18 protein-coding genes are annotated in these 17,263 nt (G+C 48.7%); 12 read left to right on the top strand and 6 right to left on the bottom strand.

Features of this window, described 5'->3' with window-relative positions; translation table 11 throughout:
• Positions 1-115 precede the first annotated feature (115 nt).
• Complete coding sequence (locus Pan161_RS25285) at positions 116-802, bottom strand: hypothetical protein (protein ID WP_232103489.1); 687 nt, start codon at positions 800-802, stop codon at positions 116-118.
• 156 nt (positions 803-958) lie between these two features.
• Between Pan161_RS25285 and Pan161_RS25280 the strand changes: the two genes are divergently transcribed.
• Positions 959-1,564: a methylated-DNA--[protein]-cysteine S-methyltransferase gene (locus tag Pan161_RS25280; protein WP_197995514.1), complete on the top strand. Its 606-nt coding sequence runs from the start codon at positions 959-961 to the stop codon at positions 1,562-1,564.
• Positions 1,565-1,590: 26 nt separating this feature from the next.
• Here Pan161_RS25280 and Pan161_RS25275 read toward each other — a convergent pair whose 3' ends face one another.
• The gene (locus Pan161_RS25275; protein ID WP_145231518.1) at positions 1,591-2,427 is read right to left on the bottom strand and encodes a hypothetical protein; all 837 of its coding nucleotides are present in this window, start codon (positions 2,425-2,427) and stop codon (positions 1,591-1,593) included.
• 347 nt (positions 2,428-2,774) lie between these two features.
• On the opposite strand from Pan161_RS25275, the gene Pan161_RS25270 reads away from it, so the two are divergent.
• A complete protein-coding gene (locus tag Pan161_RS25270) occupies positions 2,775-3,671 on the top strand; it encodes a YHS domain-containing protein (protein ID WP_197995513.1) in 897 nt (298 codons plus the stop codon).
• 145 nt (positions 3,672-3,816) lie between these two features.
• Here Pan161_RS25270 and Pan161_RS25265 read toward each other — a convergent pair whose 3' ends face one another.
• The gene (locus Pan161_RS25265; RefSeq protein WP_145231515.1) at positions 3,817-4,629 is read right to left on the bottom strand and encodes a DUF255 domain-containing protein; all 813 of its coding nucleotides are present in this window, start codon (positions 4,627-4,629) and stop codon (positions 3,817-3,819) included.
• A 557-nt stretch (positions 4,630-5,186) separates the two neighbouring features.
• A complete protein-coding gene (locus Pan161_RS31300) occupies positions 5,187-5,696 on the bottom strand; it encodes a DUF547 domain-containing protein (protein WP_197995512.1) in 510 nt (169 codons plus the stop codon).
• Positions 5,697-6,029: 333 nt separating this feature from the next.
• Between Pan161_RS31300 and Pan161_RS25255 the strand changes: the two genes are divergently transcribed.
• The 10 genes from Pan161_RS25255 to Pan161_RS25210 all read left to right on the top strand — a co-directional run bounded on the left by Pan161_RS25255 (position 6,030) and on the right by Pan161_RS25210 (position 15,539).
• On the top strand, positions 6,030-6,563 hold the full coding sequence (locus tag Pan161_RS25255; protein ID WP_145231512.1) for a hypothetical protein: 534 nt from the start codon (positions 6,030-6,032) through the stop codon (positions 6,561-6,563).
• A gap of 133 nt (positions 6,564-6,696) precedes the next feature.
• Positions 6,697-7,626, top strand: a complete 930-nt coding sequence (bufB, locus tag Pan161_RS25250; RefSeq protein WP_145231511.1) for an MNIO family bufferin maturase — start codon at positions 6,697-6,699, stop codon at positions 7,624-7,626.
• Positions 7,623-8,513: an HvfC/BufC N-terminal domain-containing protein gene (locus Pan161_RS25245; protein WP_145231509.1), complete on the top strand. Its 891-nt coding sequence runs from the start codon at positions 7,623-7,625 to the stop codon at positions 8,511-8,513. Before bufB ends, Pan161_RS25245 begins: the two co-directional genes overlap by 4 nt.
• Positions 8,514-8,922: 409 nt before the next feature.
• Positions 8,923-9,672 carry a peptidoglycan recognition protein family protein gene (locus Pan161_RS25240; RefSeq protein ID WP_232103487.1) on the top strand — a complete coding sequence of 250 codons (750 nt, stop codon included), beginning with the start codon at positions 8,923-8,925 and terminating at the stop codon, positions 9,670-9,672.
• A 62-nt stretch (positions 9,673-9,734) separates the two neighbouring features.
• The gene (locus Pan161_RS25235) at positions 9,735-10,502 is read left to right on the top strand and encodes an alpha/beta hydrolase (RefSeq protein WP_145231507.1); all 768 of its coding nucleotides are present in this window, start codon (positions 9,735-9,737) and stop codon (positions 10,500-10,502) included.
• Between the two features lie 219 nt (positions 10,503-10,721).
• Positions 10,722-11,027 carry an MFS transporter gene (locus Pan161_RS25230; protein WP_145232899.1) on the top strand — a complete coding sequence of 102 codons (306 nt, stop codon included), beginning with the start codon at positions 10,722-10,724 and terminating at the stop codon, positions 11,025-11,027.
• A gap of 337 nt (positions 11,028-11,364) precedes the next feature.
• Positions 11,365-12,111 (top strand): DNA repair protein RecO, encoded by a 747-nt coding sequence (gene recO / locus Pan161_RS25225; protein ID WP_145231506.1) that lies wholly within the window; start codon positions 11,365-11,367, stop codon positions 12,109-12,111.
• A 37-nt stretch (positions 12,112-12,148) separates the two neighbouring features.
• Positions 12,149-13,597 (top strand): outer membrane protein assembly factor BamD, encoded by a 1,449-nt coding sequence (gene bamD, locus Pan161_RS25220; RefSeq protein WP_197995511.1) that lies wholly within the window; start codon positions 12,149-12,151, stop codon positions 13,595-13,597.
• A gap of 47 nt (positions 13,598-13,644) precedes the next feature.
• The gene (gene lptE, locus Pan161_RS25215; RefSeq protein WP_145231503.1) at positions 13,645-14,166 is read left to right on the top strand and encodes an LPS assembly lipoprotein LptE; all 522 of its coding nucleotides are present in this window, start codon (positions 13,645-13,647) and stop codon (positions 14,164-14,166) included.
• Between the two features lie 230 nt (positions 14,167-14,396).
• Positions 14,397-15,539, top strand: coding sequence for a PASTA domain-containing protein (locus Pan161_RS25210; protein WP_145231501.1), 1,143 nt, complete (start codon positions 14,397-14,399; stop codon positions 15,537-15,539).
• Positions 15,540-15,596: 57 nt separating this feature from the next.
• Here Pan161_RS25210 and smpB read toward each other — a convergent pair whose 3' ends face one another.
• Both smpB and Pan161_RS25200 read right to left on the bottom strand, forming a co-directional pair.
• Positions 15,597-16,091 carry an SsrA-binding protein SmpB gene (smpB, locus tag Pan161_RS25205; RefSeq protein ID WP_145231499.1) on the bottom strand — a complete coding sequence of 165 codons (495 nt, stop codon included), beginning with the start codon at positions 16,089-16,091 and terminating at the stop codon, positions 15,597-15,599.
• Between the two features lie 136 nt (positions 16,092-16,227).
• Positions 16,228-16,965: an FHIPEP family type III secretion protein gene (locus Pan161_RS25200; protein ID WP_145231498.1), complete on the bottom strand. Its 738-nt coding sequence runs from the start codon at positions 16,963-16,965 to the stop codon at positions 16,228-16,230.
• Between the last annotated feature and the right edge of the window lie 298 nt (positions 16,966-17,263).

Here is a 17,263-nt window from a genome sequence, read left to right as displayed (position 1 = left end):
GGCGTGCTCGCCTGACATTGATCACCTGTTAATTCAGAATTGATGGACAACCCTTACTCTATAGCGGGAAACTGGTTTTTGAAACTGGACCGGCCCCGATTCTGTAAAACTCACTTTATTTCGTTGAAATGGCCTGTGCCAGAGGACGCAGCACCTGATCAATCACATACTCGTTCAGCAGACGATCCGATTTGGCTTTCAGATCCAGCATCGTGTCTTCGAGTCTGGTCTCTGCAGACTGACTCCCATACTGTCTGAGCGTAAAAAAGACGGTAATCTGCTCGTCGGGGTACTCATCGCGTTTGACCTGGTACGCGTTGGTACGGGTTTCTATCAGCAGTCGTGCCTGGCAGCGACAGGAATCATCCAGACTCAGAGTGATCGAAGGTTCGTAGTTGAGAGTCTGTGAACCGGGAATCTGCAGCAGGCTGTCGACCGCATGATTCGCACCGAGCACTTCCGCGACCAGGGCATCGTGATTGCCTCGATAAGAAAAATCAAAACCGACGATATAATCCAGGGCTTCGCAATCCAGTGGGCTGACTGACAGCATATAGGGAACCAGTTCCAGCATCAGCCGGTTCTGTTCCAGACAGTCTTCGGGATCTTTGGGATTTAAATAGCCACTGCAGATCCGCTGCGTCTCCAGTGACATCCAGCGCTGCTGCCCAACTTCTTCTTTATCTTCCTCCAGGATGAATCCGCTTTCGCCGCGATTGTAGAAATTACGCATGCTGGGAAATGATTTCTGGACCCGTTCAAAGAAATTCAGAACTGTATCCCGGGCGGAAGGCAGTGTCATTTCAGTGCACAGGTTTAAGTTGATGAAATAATCATCAGACAGCATGCTGTATGGGTGCATAATCGCTCGATCGTCATATAATTGAGACTGATGACTCCTGGCAGGAGTTGTCAGTCGAGGCTCGTTAGTGAAACTTATTCTATCGGAGAAATTGAGATGGGTCAAAGAACTGTTTCTGTAAACAGGGCTGTTCCTGAAACAGAACATTTAACCACTTCTTCTTCCGAAATACCTTCTAGCTGGTCGCTGTTTCAGACGGAAATTGGCTGGTGTGGTCTGCAGGGGAAGGGGGACACTGTAGAACGATTTCTGATGGGCCTGCCTACTCGCAATGATCTGATGCGTGCTATCAATACAGAGACTGCTGTAAAAGGACCATCTTCTGCGAATATAGTTAACGAGTCGAACTGGTATGCGGAACTGCAGGAGCGGTTGCAGGATTATTTTCAGGGTGCACATGTGGAATTCCAGGATGTGAAGCTGAAATTGAGTAAGATGACTCCGTTTCAATCACGCGTGATTCATGCTCTGCAGGAGATTGGTTATGGCGAACAGATTTCTTACGGAGAACTGGCCGAGAAAGCCGGTTCGCCGCGTGCAGCGCGTGCGGTAGGTACCGTGATGGCTTCGAATCGAATTCCAATTCTGATTCCCTGTCATCGTGTGATCGCATCTGGAGGGAAGCTGGGTGGCTTTTCAGCACCACAGGGGACATCGCTCAAAGAACATCTGTTAATGCTGGAAACGCGGGCGTTGCTCTGATGGCAGTCAGCTTAGAGCCAAACCACTTATGCCGACTTGCGAGTTGCTGGTTCTGGTGCAGTGTGAGTCGCAGTGGATGATGTACGTCGTCTGCGTGTTTGAGACTGCTGTTGTTCCAGCATCGCCTGTTCAAACATAAAAATGCGTTTGCCCAGACGATCAATCCGGCGGCTGACGGAACTGGTTGTCTGTTCCATGCCGGCAGAGACGAGCGTGATGACTCCCAGGAACAGCAGCATCTGTCCTGCCGTACTGATGAGCCAGCCTGTTGATGCATAGTTAGCAGGTCCGCCATAATAACCCCACAAGACGAGTGTTGTGCCGATTGTCAAGACGGCAACGCCACCATACGCCATCAACTGTCCCACCAGACCCAGCCAGTTGGGTTTCTGATCGTCTTCTTCGATCAAATCCTGAATATCACGATACTCAGAATGCAATCGAGGGACAATTGCTTCTTCAAAGTCATCCACATGTTCCGGTTCGTGCTCTTCATAAGCATAAGTCTGTTCAATGGTAATATCGGGATCCAGATTTGAATCACCAGTCTGCAGGGAAGGTGCAGGTTCCGGTACAGATTTCTTTGCGGGTTGTGAATAGGGTTCTGCACGCTGTGGTTCAGGTTGTTCAAACAGCGAAGCGGTACTTTGTGCGCGAGATTCGGATCGGGTTAAGGGACCATACGGGTCAAGGATTTCACGATTCGACCAGCGAGCCAATAGTTCTCGGGCTTCTTTGGTTTTGTCACTGATGCGCGCAGCAGCAGTCGTTCCCAGATCACTTCCACACGTTGCGCATTGCACGCGTTTGGAATCTGACGAAACTTCGGCAGCCACATCGGACTGGCAACTTGTGCACCACATAAGGCACCTGGTTTGTTATAACTGAAGAATTAGAGAGGACTTGAGAAATGTCTGAGTCTGCATTGAGTTGGGAGAGAGACCCTGATTATCAATACTTGGCCATTTGATGCAATACCGTTTTATCTGATGCCCTTTAGAGATCAGCTTGTCGGATTCAATTCTCATAAAATTTTGTGACTGTGAGATACACCACAGATTCCACCAATGGCAGCAGCAATACTGTGACTGTTGTGATTCATTACCCATGAATCAGTGTGTGTCAGGGAAATTGATCGAGGTTGACGAACTGAAGTTTGCAGCCCGAATTCCCTTCGTAGAAAACAGAGTGAATGTTTCAGGAGATGCAGATGAATTTGTTTCGATTTGTAATGACAGCAGCGGTTCTGGTATCCGTAGTCTGTCTCAGTGGTGCTGTGAATGCTGCAGAAAGCAGTCAGAAAAAACAGGCTCCGGTCGCCCTGAATGGGAATTGTGCCGTCTGCCTGTTGAATGGCAAGAAAGTCGTTGCCGGAAAGCCCGAGTTTGCTGTTGTCTATGATGGTCAGACTTATCTGTTTCCCTCAGAGGAAGTAAAACAGAAATTTGAAGCGGCACCGGAAAAATATGTTCCCGCGTTAAAGGGAGATTGCACTGTCTGCTTTGCTCATCATGATGGCTTGCGGAACCCGGGCAAGATTGATCATGTCAGTTTTTACGAGGGACGTGTATTCCTGTTTCCGAACGAGAGCATCAAAGCTGTCTTTGATAAATCACCTACAGAATACGCAGATGTTGACCTGGCCTTTGACGGGAAATGTATTGTCTGTAAAGTCGATGGCGGTAAAGACGTGCCCGGTAAACCGGAGTTCACGGCTATCTACCAGGGACTGAAGTATCAGTTCCCCAGTCAGGCCGTGATGCAGAAATTTCAGAAAGATCCTGCAAAGTATGTCAGCGGCTTAACAGCAAAGCAGGCCGCTGCCAGCGGATCGCCAGCCGCTTCTGAGCTGGTTTCAATCAGCGGGACCACGGGCTGCGCCGCCTGTGAATACGGAGTCCATCCCAGGCAGGATCCGGATGAATTAGGTCTGGCTGTTAAAAGCGACGACGGAAAAATTTATGTGATTGAGGGCGCACATGCTTCACACCCTGATTTATATAAAGGGCGTTTTCAGAGCCAGAAAGTCAGTGTGAAAGGCAAGCAGATTGCCCACAAAGGTAAGTTCGTCTGGCTGGAACCCCAGTCGATTGAAACCGAAAAGTAACCGGTAACAGATGCAGTAAGTAGAAAAACAGCCTGTCACGGCAGTCGGTAACAGGCTGTTGATTGAATTTGAAACGACACCTGGCAGCGTATCTGTTCCTCTCCCTTCCAACCAGAGTTGAGGATGGCTGTCAGGTGTTTTGGCATTACTTCCTGATCAGGTAGTAACCCGGGTTCGCAGTAAACTTGTCACGTTCTGCTGCTGATGTGAAGAATACGAGCCGCTCGCGATACACGCCGCCGGCGAACGGGTCTCCTTCCACAGACTGGTTGCGTTCTAATTGCGAGACGCGGCACTTACCTTCGAAGGCGGGCCAATAGTGTTCTGGTTCTGCATCAAATTTCTGCTTATGTTCTTTTGATGAGAAACAGGCCGTCTGGCCGCGATATTCGGAGGTGAATTCTGCTTTTCCGACAGTCAGTTCCTGATCGTCCAGCATACTCACCAGGCATATACCTTTGAAGGCGAACTCAGGTGCAACCTGCTTCTGGCTCATTTTCTGGATGGGTTCCTGTTTAGGGATCGGCGCTGCCTGGTCGTGATTCACCAGACAGATTTTGCTGAGATGCCCCTGCATTTCGGGGGCAGCCACGTAACCGGAAATCTTTTTCACTATTTTCAGTTCGGGTGTGATAATGACTGTGGTGGGTAGTCCGGCAACACCAATTGCTTCGACCAGTTCAGAGTTTTCGTCTGCATCCACACGAATGGGGACAAAGCATGAGTTGACGTGTTTGATGACTTTCGCGTCTTTGTATGTTTCCCTATCCATTTTGTGGCAGAAGCCACACCATGAGGCGCCGATCTGAATTAACATGGCTTTGTCTTCGGAACGGGCCTGGGTCGCGGCCTGTTTCAAATTGGTTTGCCATTTGATCTCATCTGCGTATGAGGAGACAGAGAATAAGGGAAGGGTGACTAAACTCAGTGAAAAAATGATAAAGTGCCCGGCACGCATAACTGTTCCTTATGATAAATTCCAGAGGTCCTACACGCTTTACATATCGGTAATATTTGATGGTCTGTTCAGTTTGCAGGATTATTCTGGTTCAGATTTTTGTAATTGATATGTGGTTTATGACGAATTGAGATCGCAATTTACCGATGGATATTTTGTAGTCTGTTTAAGTTCTCTGAGTTGACAGCAGGCTGTAGGGTATATCCCTCAGCGTCCCAGCGCTAACTGATTCACGGCTGGGAGTTAAGGTTCCAGTTATAATCCAGATATTTCACGCTGACCTCAGAGGTGATCAGCATGACATGCGAGGCGTCCGTCACAAACCGGGAGATATAAAGGAGTTGGTGAGATTTTTCTTGTCTAAAATCGGTTGCGAACCAATTCAATATCGAATTGAGATAAATGGTATTAGTGGAAGGGTTTACACGGAAATTGTCTGGCTGTTTAAAGGAGTCAACTGTATTTTCGGTCAGTTGAGAGCCTACTTTATCTGCCGTAGAGACTTCGTTGAGGAGTCTGGGACAACTCTTCGAAGCACAAACGATCGCAAAATGGATTCAAGGTTCATTACTCTTACGTAAGATTTCGTGTTCTATTTGGTTTAAACGATAGTTTTTTCGCCCCACAATCAGAGGCAGATCATCCCAGATATTATATCCAAACACCTCCGCAGTATGATTGCGAATGCTCGAAGTTGGATAGACCTGCAGGATTCCTTCGAGTGTCACTGCAGTGTAAGCATTAATCCAGAATGCCAGTTTCACAGATTGAGTCGTTGGCTGGTTGGGATCAGCCTGGCTCAAATGTTTCAAATAATTCTGCAGCGCCTGCCGATCTTCCAGGGTAGCTTTCCACGCCTTGTAATTGACGAGTCCCCGAACATCAACATATTTGCGTAGCAGACGATCCAGTGCACTATGATCAATTTGAGATAGCGGGATCTGTTGATTGACTGGCCAGTGTTTTTCCAAGGGTTCAGCGGCGTCAAGCTGCAGTTGTGCTGTCAGCGTGAATGATAAAATGAGAAGTATAAAGAATCTCCGAGCGGGTCTTGTTGCTTGCAGCATCGTCTTTTCCTCCGTGAAACCGAGTAGATCAATTTGTCTGAAATGAGTATCGAACTTTTCAGGAATAGAATCTGTGAGCTGGCTTACACCAGCGTACAACATGCTGGTTTCAGACGGACATCCTTGATGAAATTCCATTGATATGAGGTAGAAGAATCAGGAACTGATCATGGAAAAGAAGTTCAAATAATTATTGAAAACCAGACTCATCAGTTTAATTCTGAGTTGAAATGTGAGATAACTCACAGAATGGGTAATGAATTCTGATTAGTCTGAACTAACTCACAGTTTGATGTTACATCTTTTAGCCATATAGAAACTCCGAGGTATTCCATGAAACGTCCAGAAATGAATCGACGCGATTTTAATCGACTGACCTTTGCTGCTTTTGGGGGAGTGGTGGCAGGTTCTATGACGGGCTGCCAGCCTGCTGCACCACCTGCACCTGCAAAACCAGCCACTGATGCAGAAGCCGGTAGCACTGCTGCCGATGAACACGACGATCATGATCACGCTGCTGAAGGAGGAGCCGAGACCAGTGATAAAGATGTCAGCCTGCTGATGAAAGAACCACATGTCTGCCGCGGTTTGAATACCTGCAAAGGCAAACATGCCGGTACTGAAAATGAATGTGCCGGTCTCGGAGCTTGTGCTTCCGTTGCAGAACACAGTTGCTCGGGTGAAAACGAATGTAAAGGGCAGGGCGGCTGTGGCAGCAATCCCGGCATGAATTCGTGTAAAGGTAAAGGAGGCTGCCACATACCTCTGATGCCTGAGGCCTGGAAACTCGCACGAGCCGAATTCGAGAAAGCTATGGAAAAAGCGGGTAAGAAAGTCGGTCCTGCACCAGAACCTAAAAAAAATTAAAGAGTCATTCTTGAGACTGGGAAGTCGGGCTCCTTTTCAATCAGTTTGATGAGGAGCCCGCTTTGTGTGATGACCTGAAATAACGACACTCCTGCAAGTCCTTTTTCATCTCAAGGAACGAAAGTTGAGATCCATGCAGAATCCACGTCTGGGACATGAGAATCTGGGGCTGGGAGTTGGTCTGCGGACCGTTCACTTCTCCCATATTCTGGAACAACAGCCAGAAGTAGACTGGTTCGAGATTATTTCCGAAAACTTCATGGACTCTGCCGGCCGCCCGCGTGCCGTGCTGGAACAGATTGCGGAACGTTATCCGATCGTCATGCATGGCGTCTCACTGTCAATCGGCAGTACTGACCCGTTGAACCGTGACTATCTGAAAAAACTGAAACTGCTGGCGGAAGGTATCAATGCACGCTGGATTTCCGATCATGTCTGCTGGACCGGTGTAGCCGGCCTCAATTCACATGATCTACTCCCCATTCCCTATAGTGAAGCGACACTTTCCCATCTGGTTGAACGGATTCGAATTGTGCAGGACATCCTCGAACGACCACTGGTCCTGGAGAACCCCAGCAGCTATCTCGAATTTCAGGATTCGACAATGAGCGAGTCAGAGTTCGTCTGTCGTATGGCTGAAGAAGCAGACTGCGGTTTACTGCTGGATGTGAATAACGTCTATGTCTCCAGTGTGAATCATGAATTTGATCCGGTCGCTTATGTGGAATCCATTCCTGCAGAACGGGTTGTGCAGTGTCATCTGGCCGGACATACCAACTGTGGAACTCACCTGATTGATACCCATGACGGCCATGTGGTCGATCCGGTCTGGAATCTGTTTCGCTTACTGCACCAGCGCACCGGGGGAGTAGCAACACTCCTGGAATGGGATGCTGAGATTCCTCCGTTCCCGGTGGTACATCAGGAAGTATTAAAAGCCCGTCAGTACATGGATGAAAATCTTCCGAAGCCGAAAGAAGCTAAAGCAGAAGCAGAGACGATCCATGTTGATTCGCGGGCCATTCCGCATCCAGCATCATTTATCGTAGCGGAAGTCGAATGAACCGACAGGAACGTAAACTGGATCAGATACAGCGTTGGATGCAGACGGTGATCAGCGCGCCCGGCGGCATTGAAGCGGGAATCGCTTCGGAAGAGGCACAACGCGAGATACCGCTGACAGACGACCAGTTGGAATCGGTGATTACCCGATCCAGCCAACAGACGAGCCAGGAGCGCATCGGTATTTATGCGAATGCCTACTATGCGCGGCTGCTGGAATGTCTCAGTGAGGAATATGCAGCCCTGGTTGCTGCGATGGGGACCGCAGCCTTTGGTGCGTTCAGCATGCAATATTTACAGAAGTATCCTCCTGCCAGTTATACACTCGGGGAACTGGGGGCACGATTTCCCCGCTTTATGGAGGAGAGTCGACCAGAACCGCAGTCGAATGCAGGTACACCTGACTGGACTGATTTTCTGATCGAACTGGCGACGCTGGAACGCGTTTACAGTGAAGTTTTTGACGGCCCCGGGATCGAAAAGCAGGCACTTTTGACAGCCGAGACCTTGAATACAGTTACTCCGGAGGTGTGGCCCGATCTGGTCTTACAGTTGGCCCCCTGTTTTCGGTTACTGAAGTTGCAGTTTCCAGTTCAGGAATTCATCACCAGCACCAAACGTGGAGAGACACCTGCCATTCCGGATCCCAAGACCACCTGTCTCGCGATCACACGCCGGGATTATATTGTGCGTCGCGCTGCGATTTCCGAAGCAGAATTTTTTCTGCTCTCCCGTCTGCAGCAGGGTAAAAAAGTCGGTGAGGCAATCCACGACTTTGCTGAAGCCGGGCTCATGGAAGCAGACCAGTTGGCAGGACAGTTGCATGTCTGGTTCAAGCAATGGACTGAGTCAGCCTATTTCACAGATGTCATTCGAGCCAAGAACTGACATCCACGGTAACGCCTGACATTCCGGTTAGTTACGGCGATAGTTTCATGCCCAATGCCGCACGCTTTCGGCTGATTGAGAGACCAGGTTGAGTCCTAAATTTTGGAACTCGTTTTTTTGCTCAAAATCGTGTGTGTTGCGCAAAATGGATAAATTGGTTCAAACAGGGTGAGGTTGCGTCCCGGGTTTAGGGTAAATAAGGAGTATTTTCTAATTTCTGAGTCGTCTGATTCAAGTTTTTCTGTCGCCGATGTCGCACCGCTCAAAGCACCAGCACTCCCCGCATTGACACAAAAACGGCTCGGAATTACAGTCCCGACTTAAAGTATCTATCATCTAGATTCAAATTCTTTCGTTTCCTTTTTCAAATGAGTTGATCTGCAGGTTCGCTGTCAGGGAGGGCAGCAATATGAAGGGCATCATAATGTGTTGTGTCGCGATGCTGCCGGCCTTTGAAATCTCAGGATGCGCTCAGCGGAACTCCTTACCTCCTGTGGCGATCAATTCTCCAACACCGGCTCCCCAATACTCACCACAGGTCGCGAAACCTGTACCCGGTGCGCCGTTATTTACCACACCTCCTACAATTGCTGTTGAACCACTGGCAATCGAGCCACAAAATCCCTGGAAACCAGAGGCGGAAGTCCGCGACTGGGAGTACATTGTGATTCATCATACCGCGTCCTCAACCGGCAGTGTGGAAAGTATCCATGACTTGCACAGCAAGAAAAAAGATAAATCGGGTAATTCCTGGCTGGGCATTGGTTATCACTTTGTGATTGGTAACGGCAACGGAATGCCCGATGGCGCGATCGAATCTACGTTCCGCTGGCGCGAGCAGATGCATGGTGCCCATGCCGGAAATAACAAATATAACCAGCACGGAATTGGAATCTGTCTGGTTGGGAACTTCGAAAATGAGCCCCCCACCGATGCGCAGCTGGCTGCTGTGAAAAAACTGGTGGGTGTTCTCAAAGCGGAATACAACATTACCAGTGATCACGTACAGGGGCACCGCGATGTCAAAGCGACTGCCTGCCCGGGTAAATACTTCCCGATGAGCGAAGTGGCTTCAGCCGTTGATCTTCCCGTTTATGGTGCAACCAGCCCTGCCGGGACGAATCCTGCCTCAAAAATGGAACTGGCTTACCAGAAATAAAACTGAAACATCCCCCACATTTAAGACTACCCCCTGATTTACTCTTCGAAAGCAGACTGACAATGGATTTTACGCAGCGTCTTAAATGGATTGAACAGGTAATGAATGCCGAGCAATTGCAGTCGCCGGCTGAAAACAGAATCCTGGGTATGCAGGGCGATACGGAAACACCGTTACAACTGCCTCTCAAAAATATTTCGCTGTTTCGCCCCGAGCATTATGAGCCGGGTTATGCCTATCCCCTGGTGATCTGGCTGCACCCGGACGGGGGATCAGAGCATGATCTGCATCATATCATGCCTCAAATCAGCCTGCGAAATTATCTGGGGCTTTCCTTTCGTGCGCCTGCCATCGATCCTGCAGCACCGGAGAACGGGTATCACTGGCCCGACAGTCATCTGTTTGCCGCCCAGTTCGTGGAAAGCATTCAAAAAACAGTCCTGGAACTGCGTAAAGTACTGAATATCCATGAAGATCGAATCTATCTGGCAGGGACTGTAAATGGCTGTTCGATGGCTACAAAGCTGTTACTGAAAGCCCCCCGCTTTTTTGCCGGTGCCGCTCTGTTGAACGGAAGGTTCAGTGATAAAGATTTTCAGAAAACATCCGGTGCCAGTCTGAAGGCAAACCGGGTGCTCCTCGACCGCCGTTCCACAAATCATTCTGACAGCAAACTTTCTGCACAGTGGTTGAGCCGCATGTGGGAGACCACAGGGGCAGATATCCAAACTGTTAATTCTCTGAAAACGGAAACCACTCAAGATACAGAGTTGTTCCGCATTCTGGACCGCTGGATCATGGAAGGCATCTCGACAGCATGGCTTGTTTAAGACCGAGCCAGCGACCAATCACGGTTCTAATACAGGTGACCAGGTTGAATTACGACGATTAATCCGTTTATGCAGAAGTTTCCTGTTGTGCCGCCGCTCTCCGGGCCGATGAATACAGTGGAATCCTGTTGTTTCAGGAGTTCCATCTGTTGATATTCTAAGGGCAGTCCAGACTGGACTGATCGCTTTTTTCTACTGACTGGCAAGGAGAGAACTATGATGGTGCGGCGTCTCATGCTCGCAGGGTTGTTCCTGTTTGTGGTTGGGTTGGCCACGTCTACCTTTTCGCCTTCCGATGCTTTGGCGGCTGGTCGTGGACAACCTACTGACTGGAATCGTTTTTACCACTACCCTTATGTTTATTATCCCCAGAACTTCCAGAGACCACAGGGTAGCTACGATAACCTCTACTATCGCTATCCGGAAAACAGAAGAATTCCTGTCTACAACAAAGACTGGCATAATTTCTACCCCAGTGATCGTCCTTATCATAAAGGCAATCATTTCTTTCTGGACGTCTTTTAAGAAATACCGGCAGGCTCATTCTGCGTCTGTCTGAAATAAAGGATCTCGCATAGGATCCTTTCGGGCCTCCTGAAGGTTTACGCGCTTTGTATTCAAAAGTGTGTCTCCAATTGAGCGCTGGTTGCCTTTGTGCAACAATTCAGCCTGCGAATAATTTCGCAGGCTATTTTTATTTCCCCTTTGCTTGCCGGAAATATTCCCGATTCTCCTTTTCAGAACGCCGGGGCACTTCCTAAAATTCATTCTTTCCCTACATTCAACTTCAGGCAGGTTTCTGATTCCACTACCGGGACAGGACAAGCCAGTTGGACTCACGCCGTGTAATCTGGTTCCGTCCATGTCCAATGAAAAAACCGAAGGTGTTGTGATTCGGCTGGCTGATTTCAGCGAATCCAGTAAAGTGATCACCTGGTTTACCCGAGATTTTGGGAAGACTGCAGCGTTGGCGAAAGGTGCAAAAAGGCTGAAAAGCTCGTTTGAGGCTGCTATTGACTTGTTAGCCACATGTCGGATAGTCTTCATCCGAAAATCTTCCGGCGGGCTTGATATTTTAACCGAAGCTCAGCTGGTAAATCGTTTTCGCCCTTATCCTGGAAATCTATCCAACCTGTATGTGGGCTATTACATTGCCGAATTACTGGATGCTTTGACTGAGGAATATGATCCTCATCCGGAGCTCTACGATGCGGCTTGTGAAGTTTTACGACACTTACAGGAACACGATGATTTTCAGAAATCGTTGATAAAATTCGAGTTAACCATTTTAGAAGAAATCGGTCAGTTACCTCAGTTCGAATACTGTGCAGGATGCAGTCGAGAACTCGGGCCGTCGGAATCGTATCTGTATGATGCCGGTAATGGCGGGCTGTATTGTCAGGATTGTGAACAACAGCGACATGGCAACGTACGCGTTTCCCGTGGCACGATTACAATCTTGCAGAAGCTGTCCGACGAGAATACTTTACTTTCCCAGCGATTAAACCTATCCCTTCAGCAGCAACGAGAAATTCGACAACTACTGTCAACAACCATGTCTCATATCCTGGGACGCCGCCCCAAAATGGCGCCCTACCTTCAATTATAATCACATCAATTCCCCCGGGTGGAAGTCAGGGATGACCATGTCCACTTCAGACATACAATATCACACTTCAAACCTGCCTCGATTCATTTTGCTCACTTCAGCAATGATGGTCTGTGGCCTGGTTTCGGGTTGCGCCATGTTTGGTGATCGCGCTTCGGATTTTTCCGCGATGAAACCGCCATGGTCTAAAAAGAGCGAGACCGATAACCCTTCGATCGAGGGAGTGCGGGGCCCGATGCAGCGAATCATGCAGACCGCAATGTGGGAAAAAAAGAAAGAGTCAAATTTCTTCGAGCCCTCAGTCGGTGCCGCCGAATATCAGAAGGCAAATGCAACATTCAAAGCGCAGGATTACAAAGCAGCTGAAAAAGAATTCAAGGCGATCGTCAAAAGGTTTAAGAACGATCCTATCAAAGAAGATGCCCAGTTCATGGTGGCAGAATCTCAATTTGCACAAAAAAAATATTCCTGGGCACAAGACAGCTATGATCAGTTACTGGTCGATTTTCCCTCGACGCGCCATCTGGATCAGACAACCAAAAGAATGTTTACGATAGCCCGTTACTGGCTGCAGGAACCGACTATCGTCAAAGGGAGTGAAATCGAGCAGGTCAATCTGGAAAAACCCGGCTCTGAGACTCCGGAGATTCCCTCTGACGGCAAAGATCGAAAATCACGCTGGGCATTACTGCCGAATCTGTTTGACCGCAGCCGACCTGTGTTTGATACTGAAAACAGGGCACTGGAAGCGCTTAAATCGATCTGGTTGCACGATCCGACTGGCCCCCTTGCTGATGATTCCCTGATGCTGACCGCCAGTTACTATCTGAAAAAAGGTCGCTACATGGACGCCGACCGGACATTCAGCCTGCTGCGGGAAGAATATCCCAAAAGTCCGCATCTGAAAGATGCCTTCATGCTCGGAACACATGTGAAACTGATGTCGTATCAGGGACCCGCCTATGATGCCACCGTGTTGAAAGATGCGGGAGAACTGAAAGAGACGACACTCAGACTCTTCCCGGAAGCCCAGCAGGCCCGTCTTAAGGAAGAGCTGAAAAAAATCGAACAGGCTAAAGCGAAGCGAGAGTGGGAAACGGTGCAATACTGGATGCGTCGCAGTAAACCCAAATCGGCAGCCATTTATTGTAACCTGTTGATTGAACATTACCCCACTTCGCCGTTTGCCAATCAGGCCCGAGAGTTACTGGCAGAACTCGGGCGAGAAAACACCAGCCATCTCTGGGCGAATTATGCGACACCGAAAAAGCAGGTCACCGAACAGCCTGAACCAGCCAGATCTTTTCTGCCTGGTCTGCCTGGATTTGGAAAATCCGAACCAGCTCCTGTGAAAGCACCCGCCAACGCAGCCGAGGTACCTCGCGAACTGGAACCGCCGGGACGCTTGCAACTGGAAGGTTTTGGTGAACCGATCAGAAAGATACCCCTGGAAGAAGAGGCAGAGCCAGCTCGAATTAAACTGTAAGAGCTGTCCCTGCAGGTCAGATTCTCAGTGATCTGTTGAATAAATTTATGGAACGTTTCCTGGTTAAAATGTTATTACTGATTCTGTTGTCTTTTGATATGGCAGGCTGCGGTTACACCGTGGGTAATTCCTATCAGACAGATGTGCAGACCGTTTATGTACCCATCTTTGAAAACAAGACTTTTCGACGCGGTTTTGAATATCAGCTGACTGAAGCGGTCCAGCAAAAAATTCAGTCTCGCACTCCCTTTCATCTGGCCAAAGGGGAGGCAGCTGATACACGTTTAACCGGAACGATTAAACAAATTGATAAAAGTGTTTTAGCAACGACACAAAATAACGACCCGCGAAACCTGAATCTGAGGTTTGTGGTTGAGGTGACCTGGGAAGATATGCGGACGGGGAGGATTCTGTCACAACAGGAAGTGCCAATCTCTGCGGATGTGGTGCAACTGGTTTCACAGGCTGCGTTTGCACCCGAAGTCGGGCAATCTCTGGCGACCGCCACCCATACCGCGACCGACAGTCTGGCGAACCAGATTGTTCAATTAATGGAATCACCCTGGTAAACAAGATCACGAAATTTGGATAGTCACGATTTACGGAACCTGCTAAAATCTGGTCGCTTTTGACCGAACACCATATCTCCAATCAATCTAGCTGAAATTCACTCCCCACCTCACTCGATGAACCTGTCTTCTTCAATAGCACGGATTGCATTATCATATCGGGCCAACGCCAGTCTCACTGGCACAGAGAACTGCCAGACCTGCAATTCAGGGAAGGATTTGGATAAACAATGAAATTAAAACCTGTCTTACTTCAAAGCGCACTCGTTTTCACCTGTTGTACTGCAGCGGGCCTGCTGCTGTGCAATCAGCTTTCTCAAGCGCAGGGACAACAACCCGCTGCCAATCAGGTACCCCAGGTCGAGCAACAATTACCAGCTGCGCTGGAACAGATCCTGAAAAACTGGGAAAATGAATCAGCCAAAATTCAAAAGCTGGAAGGCAACCATCTTCGCCGCGAGTATGACGATGTATTCCAGGTCGAAAAAAAATCGGAAGGTAAATTCTATTACGAGCAGCCTGATAAAGGGCGTATCGATATCTCTGGAATGAAAATTCCAGAGGGTGCGAAAAGCGATAAACCCAATGATAAAGGTGGTTTTTATGCGCTGAAACCAGGTCAGGATGAACGCTGGATCTGTGACGGCAAACGGATTTTTTCCATTGATGAAAACGAAAAAAAATATGAAGTCTATCCCATTCCTCTGGAGCGACGTGGCGTCAATATCATGGAAGGTCCACTCCCTTTTCTGTTTGGTATGCCAGCGAAAGTTGCCAAAGAGCGTTACTTTTTGAAGCTGCTGGTCAATACGCCCGAGCAGATCATCATTGCCGCTAAACCACGTCGTAAGGCCGATGCTGCCAATTACCGTGAAGCAAAAATCAAGCTGGATCCGAAGACCTATTTACCCGCAGCCGTACAGTTGATTCATCCCAGCGGAAAGCAGTCAACCGTTTATATTTTCAGTGATGTGGTTGCCAATAAAAATCGGATCATCGACAGAATCTGGGGAACCGACCCATTTACTCCTAAACTGGCTGGGTATCGACTGGAAGGAAAAGTGGCCGCAGTACCGGAGGAGAAAAAAGTGGAACGCCCGGTGCAGCAACCTATACAACGTCCAGTTCAACAGGTTCCTGTCCAGCAAGCGACTTTCAAAGTTCCCAACATGGTCGGACACGATTTTCAATCCGCCGAAGCCTTGCTGCAAAAGATGGGTTTCCAGACTAAAGTGTGGCCCGGTGATCCTGCGGATGAGCCCAGACTGATCCATCACGTTTATCAGCAGGTCCCCGTACCAGGTGCTACTGCTAAAAAGGGTCAGACAGTTCATCTCAAACTGTATATCGATCCGAATAAAGCAAAGGATTAATCCAGAGAAGAAAATCTGGTAGATCATTCAAAGCCCCGAGGAGAAATCTCCGGGGCCTTAATTATTTCTGGCTCGCATTGCCCGCTGGATATCCATGCGGGCGGAGTCTTTCTTGAGCTTTTCGCGTTTATCGTGCAGTTTGCGGCCTTTGGCGATTCCCAGTTTGACTTTCACCAGTCCTCGAGTGAAGTACATGGTGAGCGGGACTAATGTCAGGCTGGAGTTTTCAGATCGTTCGGCGAATTTGCGGATCTCAGCTTTTTTCATCAGCAGTTTCCGTGGCCTGCGGGTCTGGTGGTTCATGGTATTGGCCTGTGGATACAGGGCGATATCAACATTGAACAGCCAGACCTCGTCATTCTGCATCCGCGCAAAACCTTCCTCGATCGAAACCTTATTGGCGCGAATGCTTTTGACTTCACTGCCGGCCAGCACAATTCCGCAGTCCAGTGTCTCCAGAATTTCGTAATTGTGCCGGGCTTTACGGTTCTGGCAAATCGTACGTGAATTCGGGTCTTCTTTCGAAGCTTTCTTTTTTCCTTTTTTACCCATTGCCAGCATCTCCGACTGCCGCAAACCAGCCTGGTTCAGCGACAGAATACTACTTGATGTTAAATCTTACTTTGAAGCGGGTGAACCCGTTCCTGATCGACACGCGTCCCTTGAAAGTGGTTCAGCGTGATCAGTATTAGTTTTTGTCGGTCCGAACCTGGACCTGCAGGGCACCCAGCATGCGGGTAATCTGTTTTTCCTTCTTGGAAATAAATGGCACATTATCCAATACGATCGCCCGGGGTTCATTGCGCGGGTGCAGCACCAGTCGCCCGGAACGCAGCAGGATATACTCAAAGATATCGCTGATTTCTTTATCGATCTTCAGGTTTGGTGCAGAAAATCGTTCCAGATCGCTCAGAAATCCATGGTGATGCAGGAGTTCGTTGCCTTTGACTTCCCAGTAATCAAAGCGGACATAAATGGCCACACAGATAAAGATGAGCCCCAGAATGCTGGAAAACAGCCAGTACATCTGAGAGTTTGCCCAAGGGCGTAAACCTTTCAGCATGTTGGTCAGGGGAGGAATAATCCCCGGATTAAATCGCAGGATCATCCAGGCCCCCATAAATAAGGCAGCCCCCAGGAAGAACAGTGTCAGGGATGTCGTACGCGGAAAATCGAATGCCAGGACCGTCAGGTTTAAACCAAAGACCCCGAGAAAGATCAACGCCATGACTTCCGCCATATGCTCGCTGGGGCCACCAATGTGGGCCGACTCTCCAGCGAAGGTCATGTAAATCGCAGCGGCTATGGAAACCAGCAGTGTAGGGTACAGAAACACAATTTTGGGATAGGAAATCAGGTAGATACTATCCTGAGAAAACTCATTGTGAGTTCCTGGTTCATTACTCAAATTAGCATCATCAGTCATTGTCAAATCCCTTATCTGTAATCGCTGGTTGAATGACGCGGATGTGAAACGGTGTTATGTCTTGAAGCAGTAAACGTTTCGATTCCGGGTTCGGATCATAAAACCGGAGTCGACTTTCTGATTTTCCTGGAAATGAGTGAACCACTTCCTGCTTCAGAAATACGGGAGTGAATTGAGTTTACCACGTTTCAACTTACTGTTTTCCGTGAAGCAATAGTAGACGCGAAATGTTCGGACTTCAAGGCTGATCAATATCAGAAGCGGTAAGTTGCATTGCCTGAAACAGAGGCTGATGATA

Source organism: Gimesia algae (assembly GCF_007746795.1).
GTDB classification, from domain to species: Bacteria; Planctomycetota; Planctomycetia; order Planctomycetales; family Planctomycetaceae; genus Gimesia; species Gimesia algae.
Note: the sequence above shows the minus strand (reverse complement) of the source record. Positions and strands in the feature narration are given on the sequence as shown.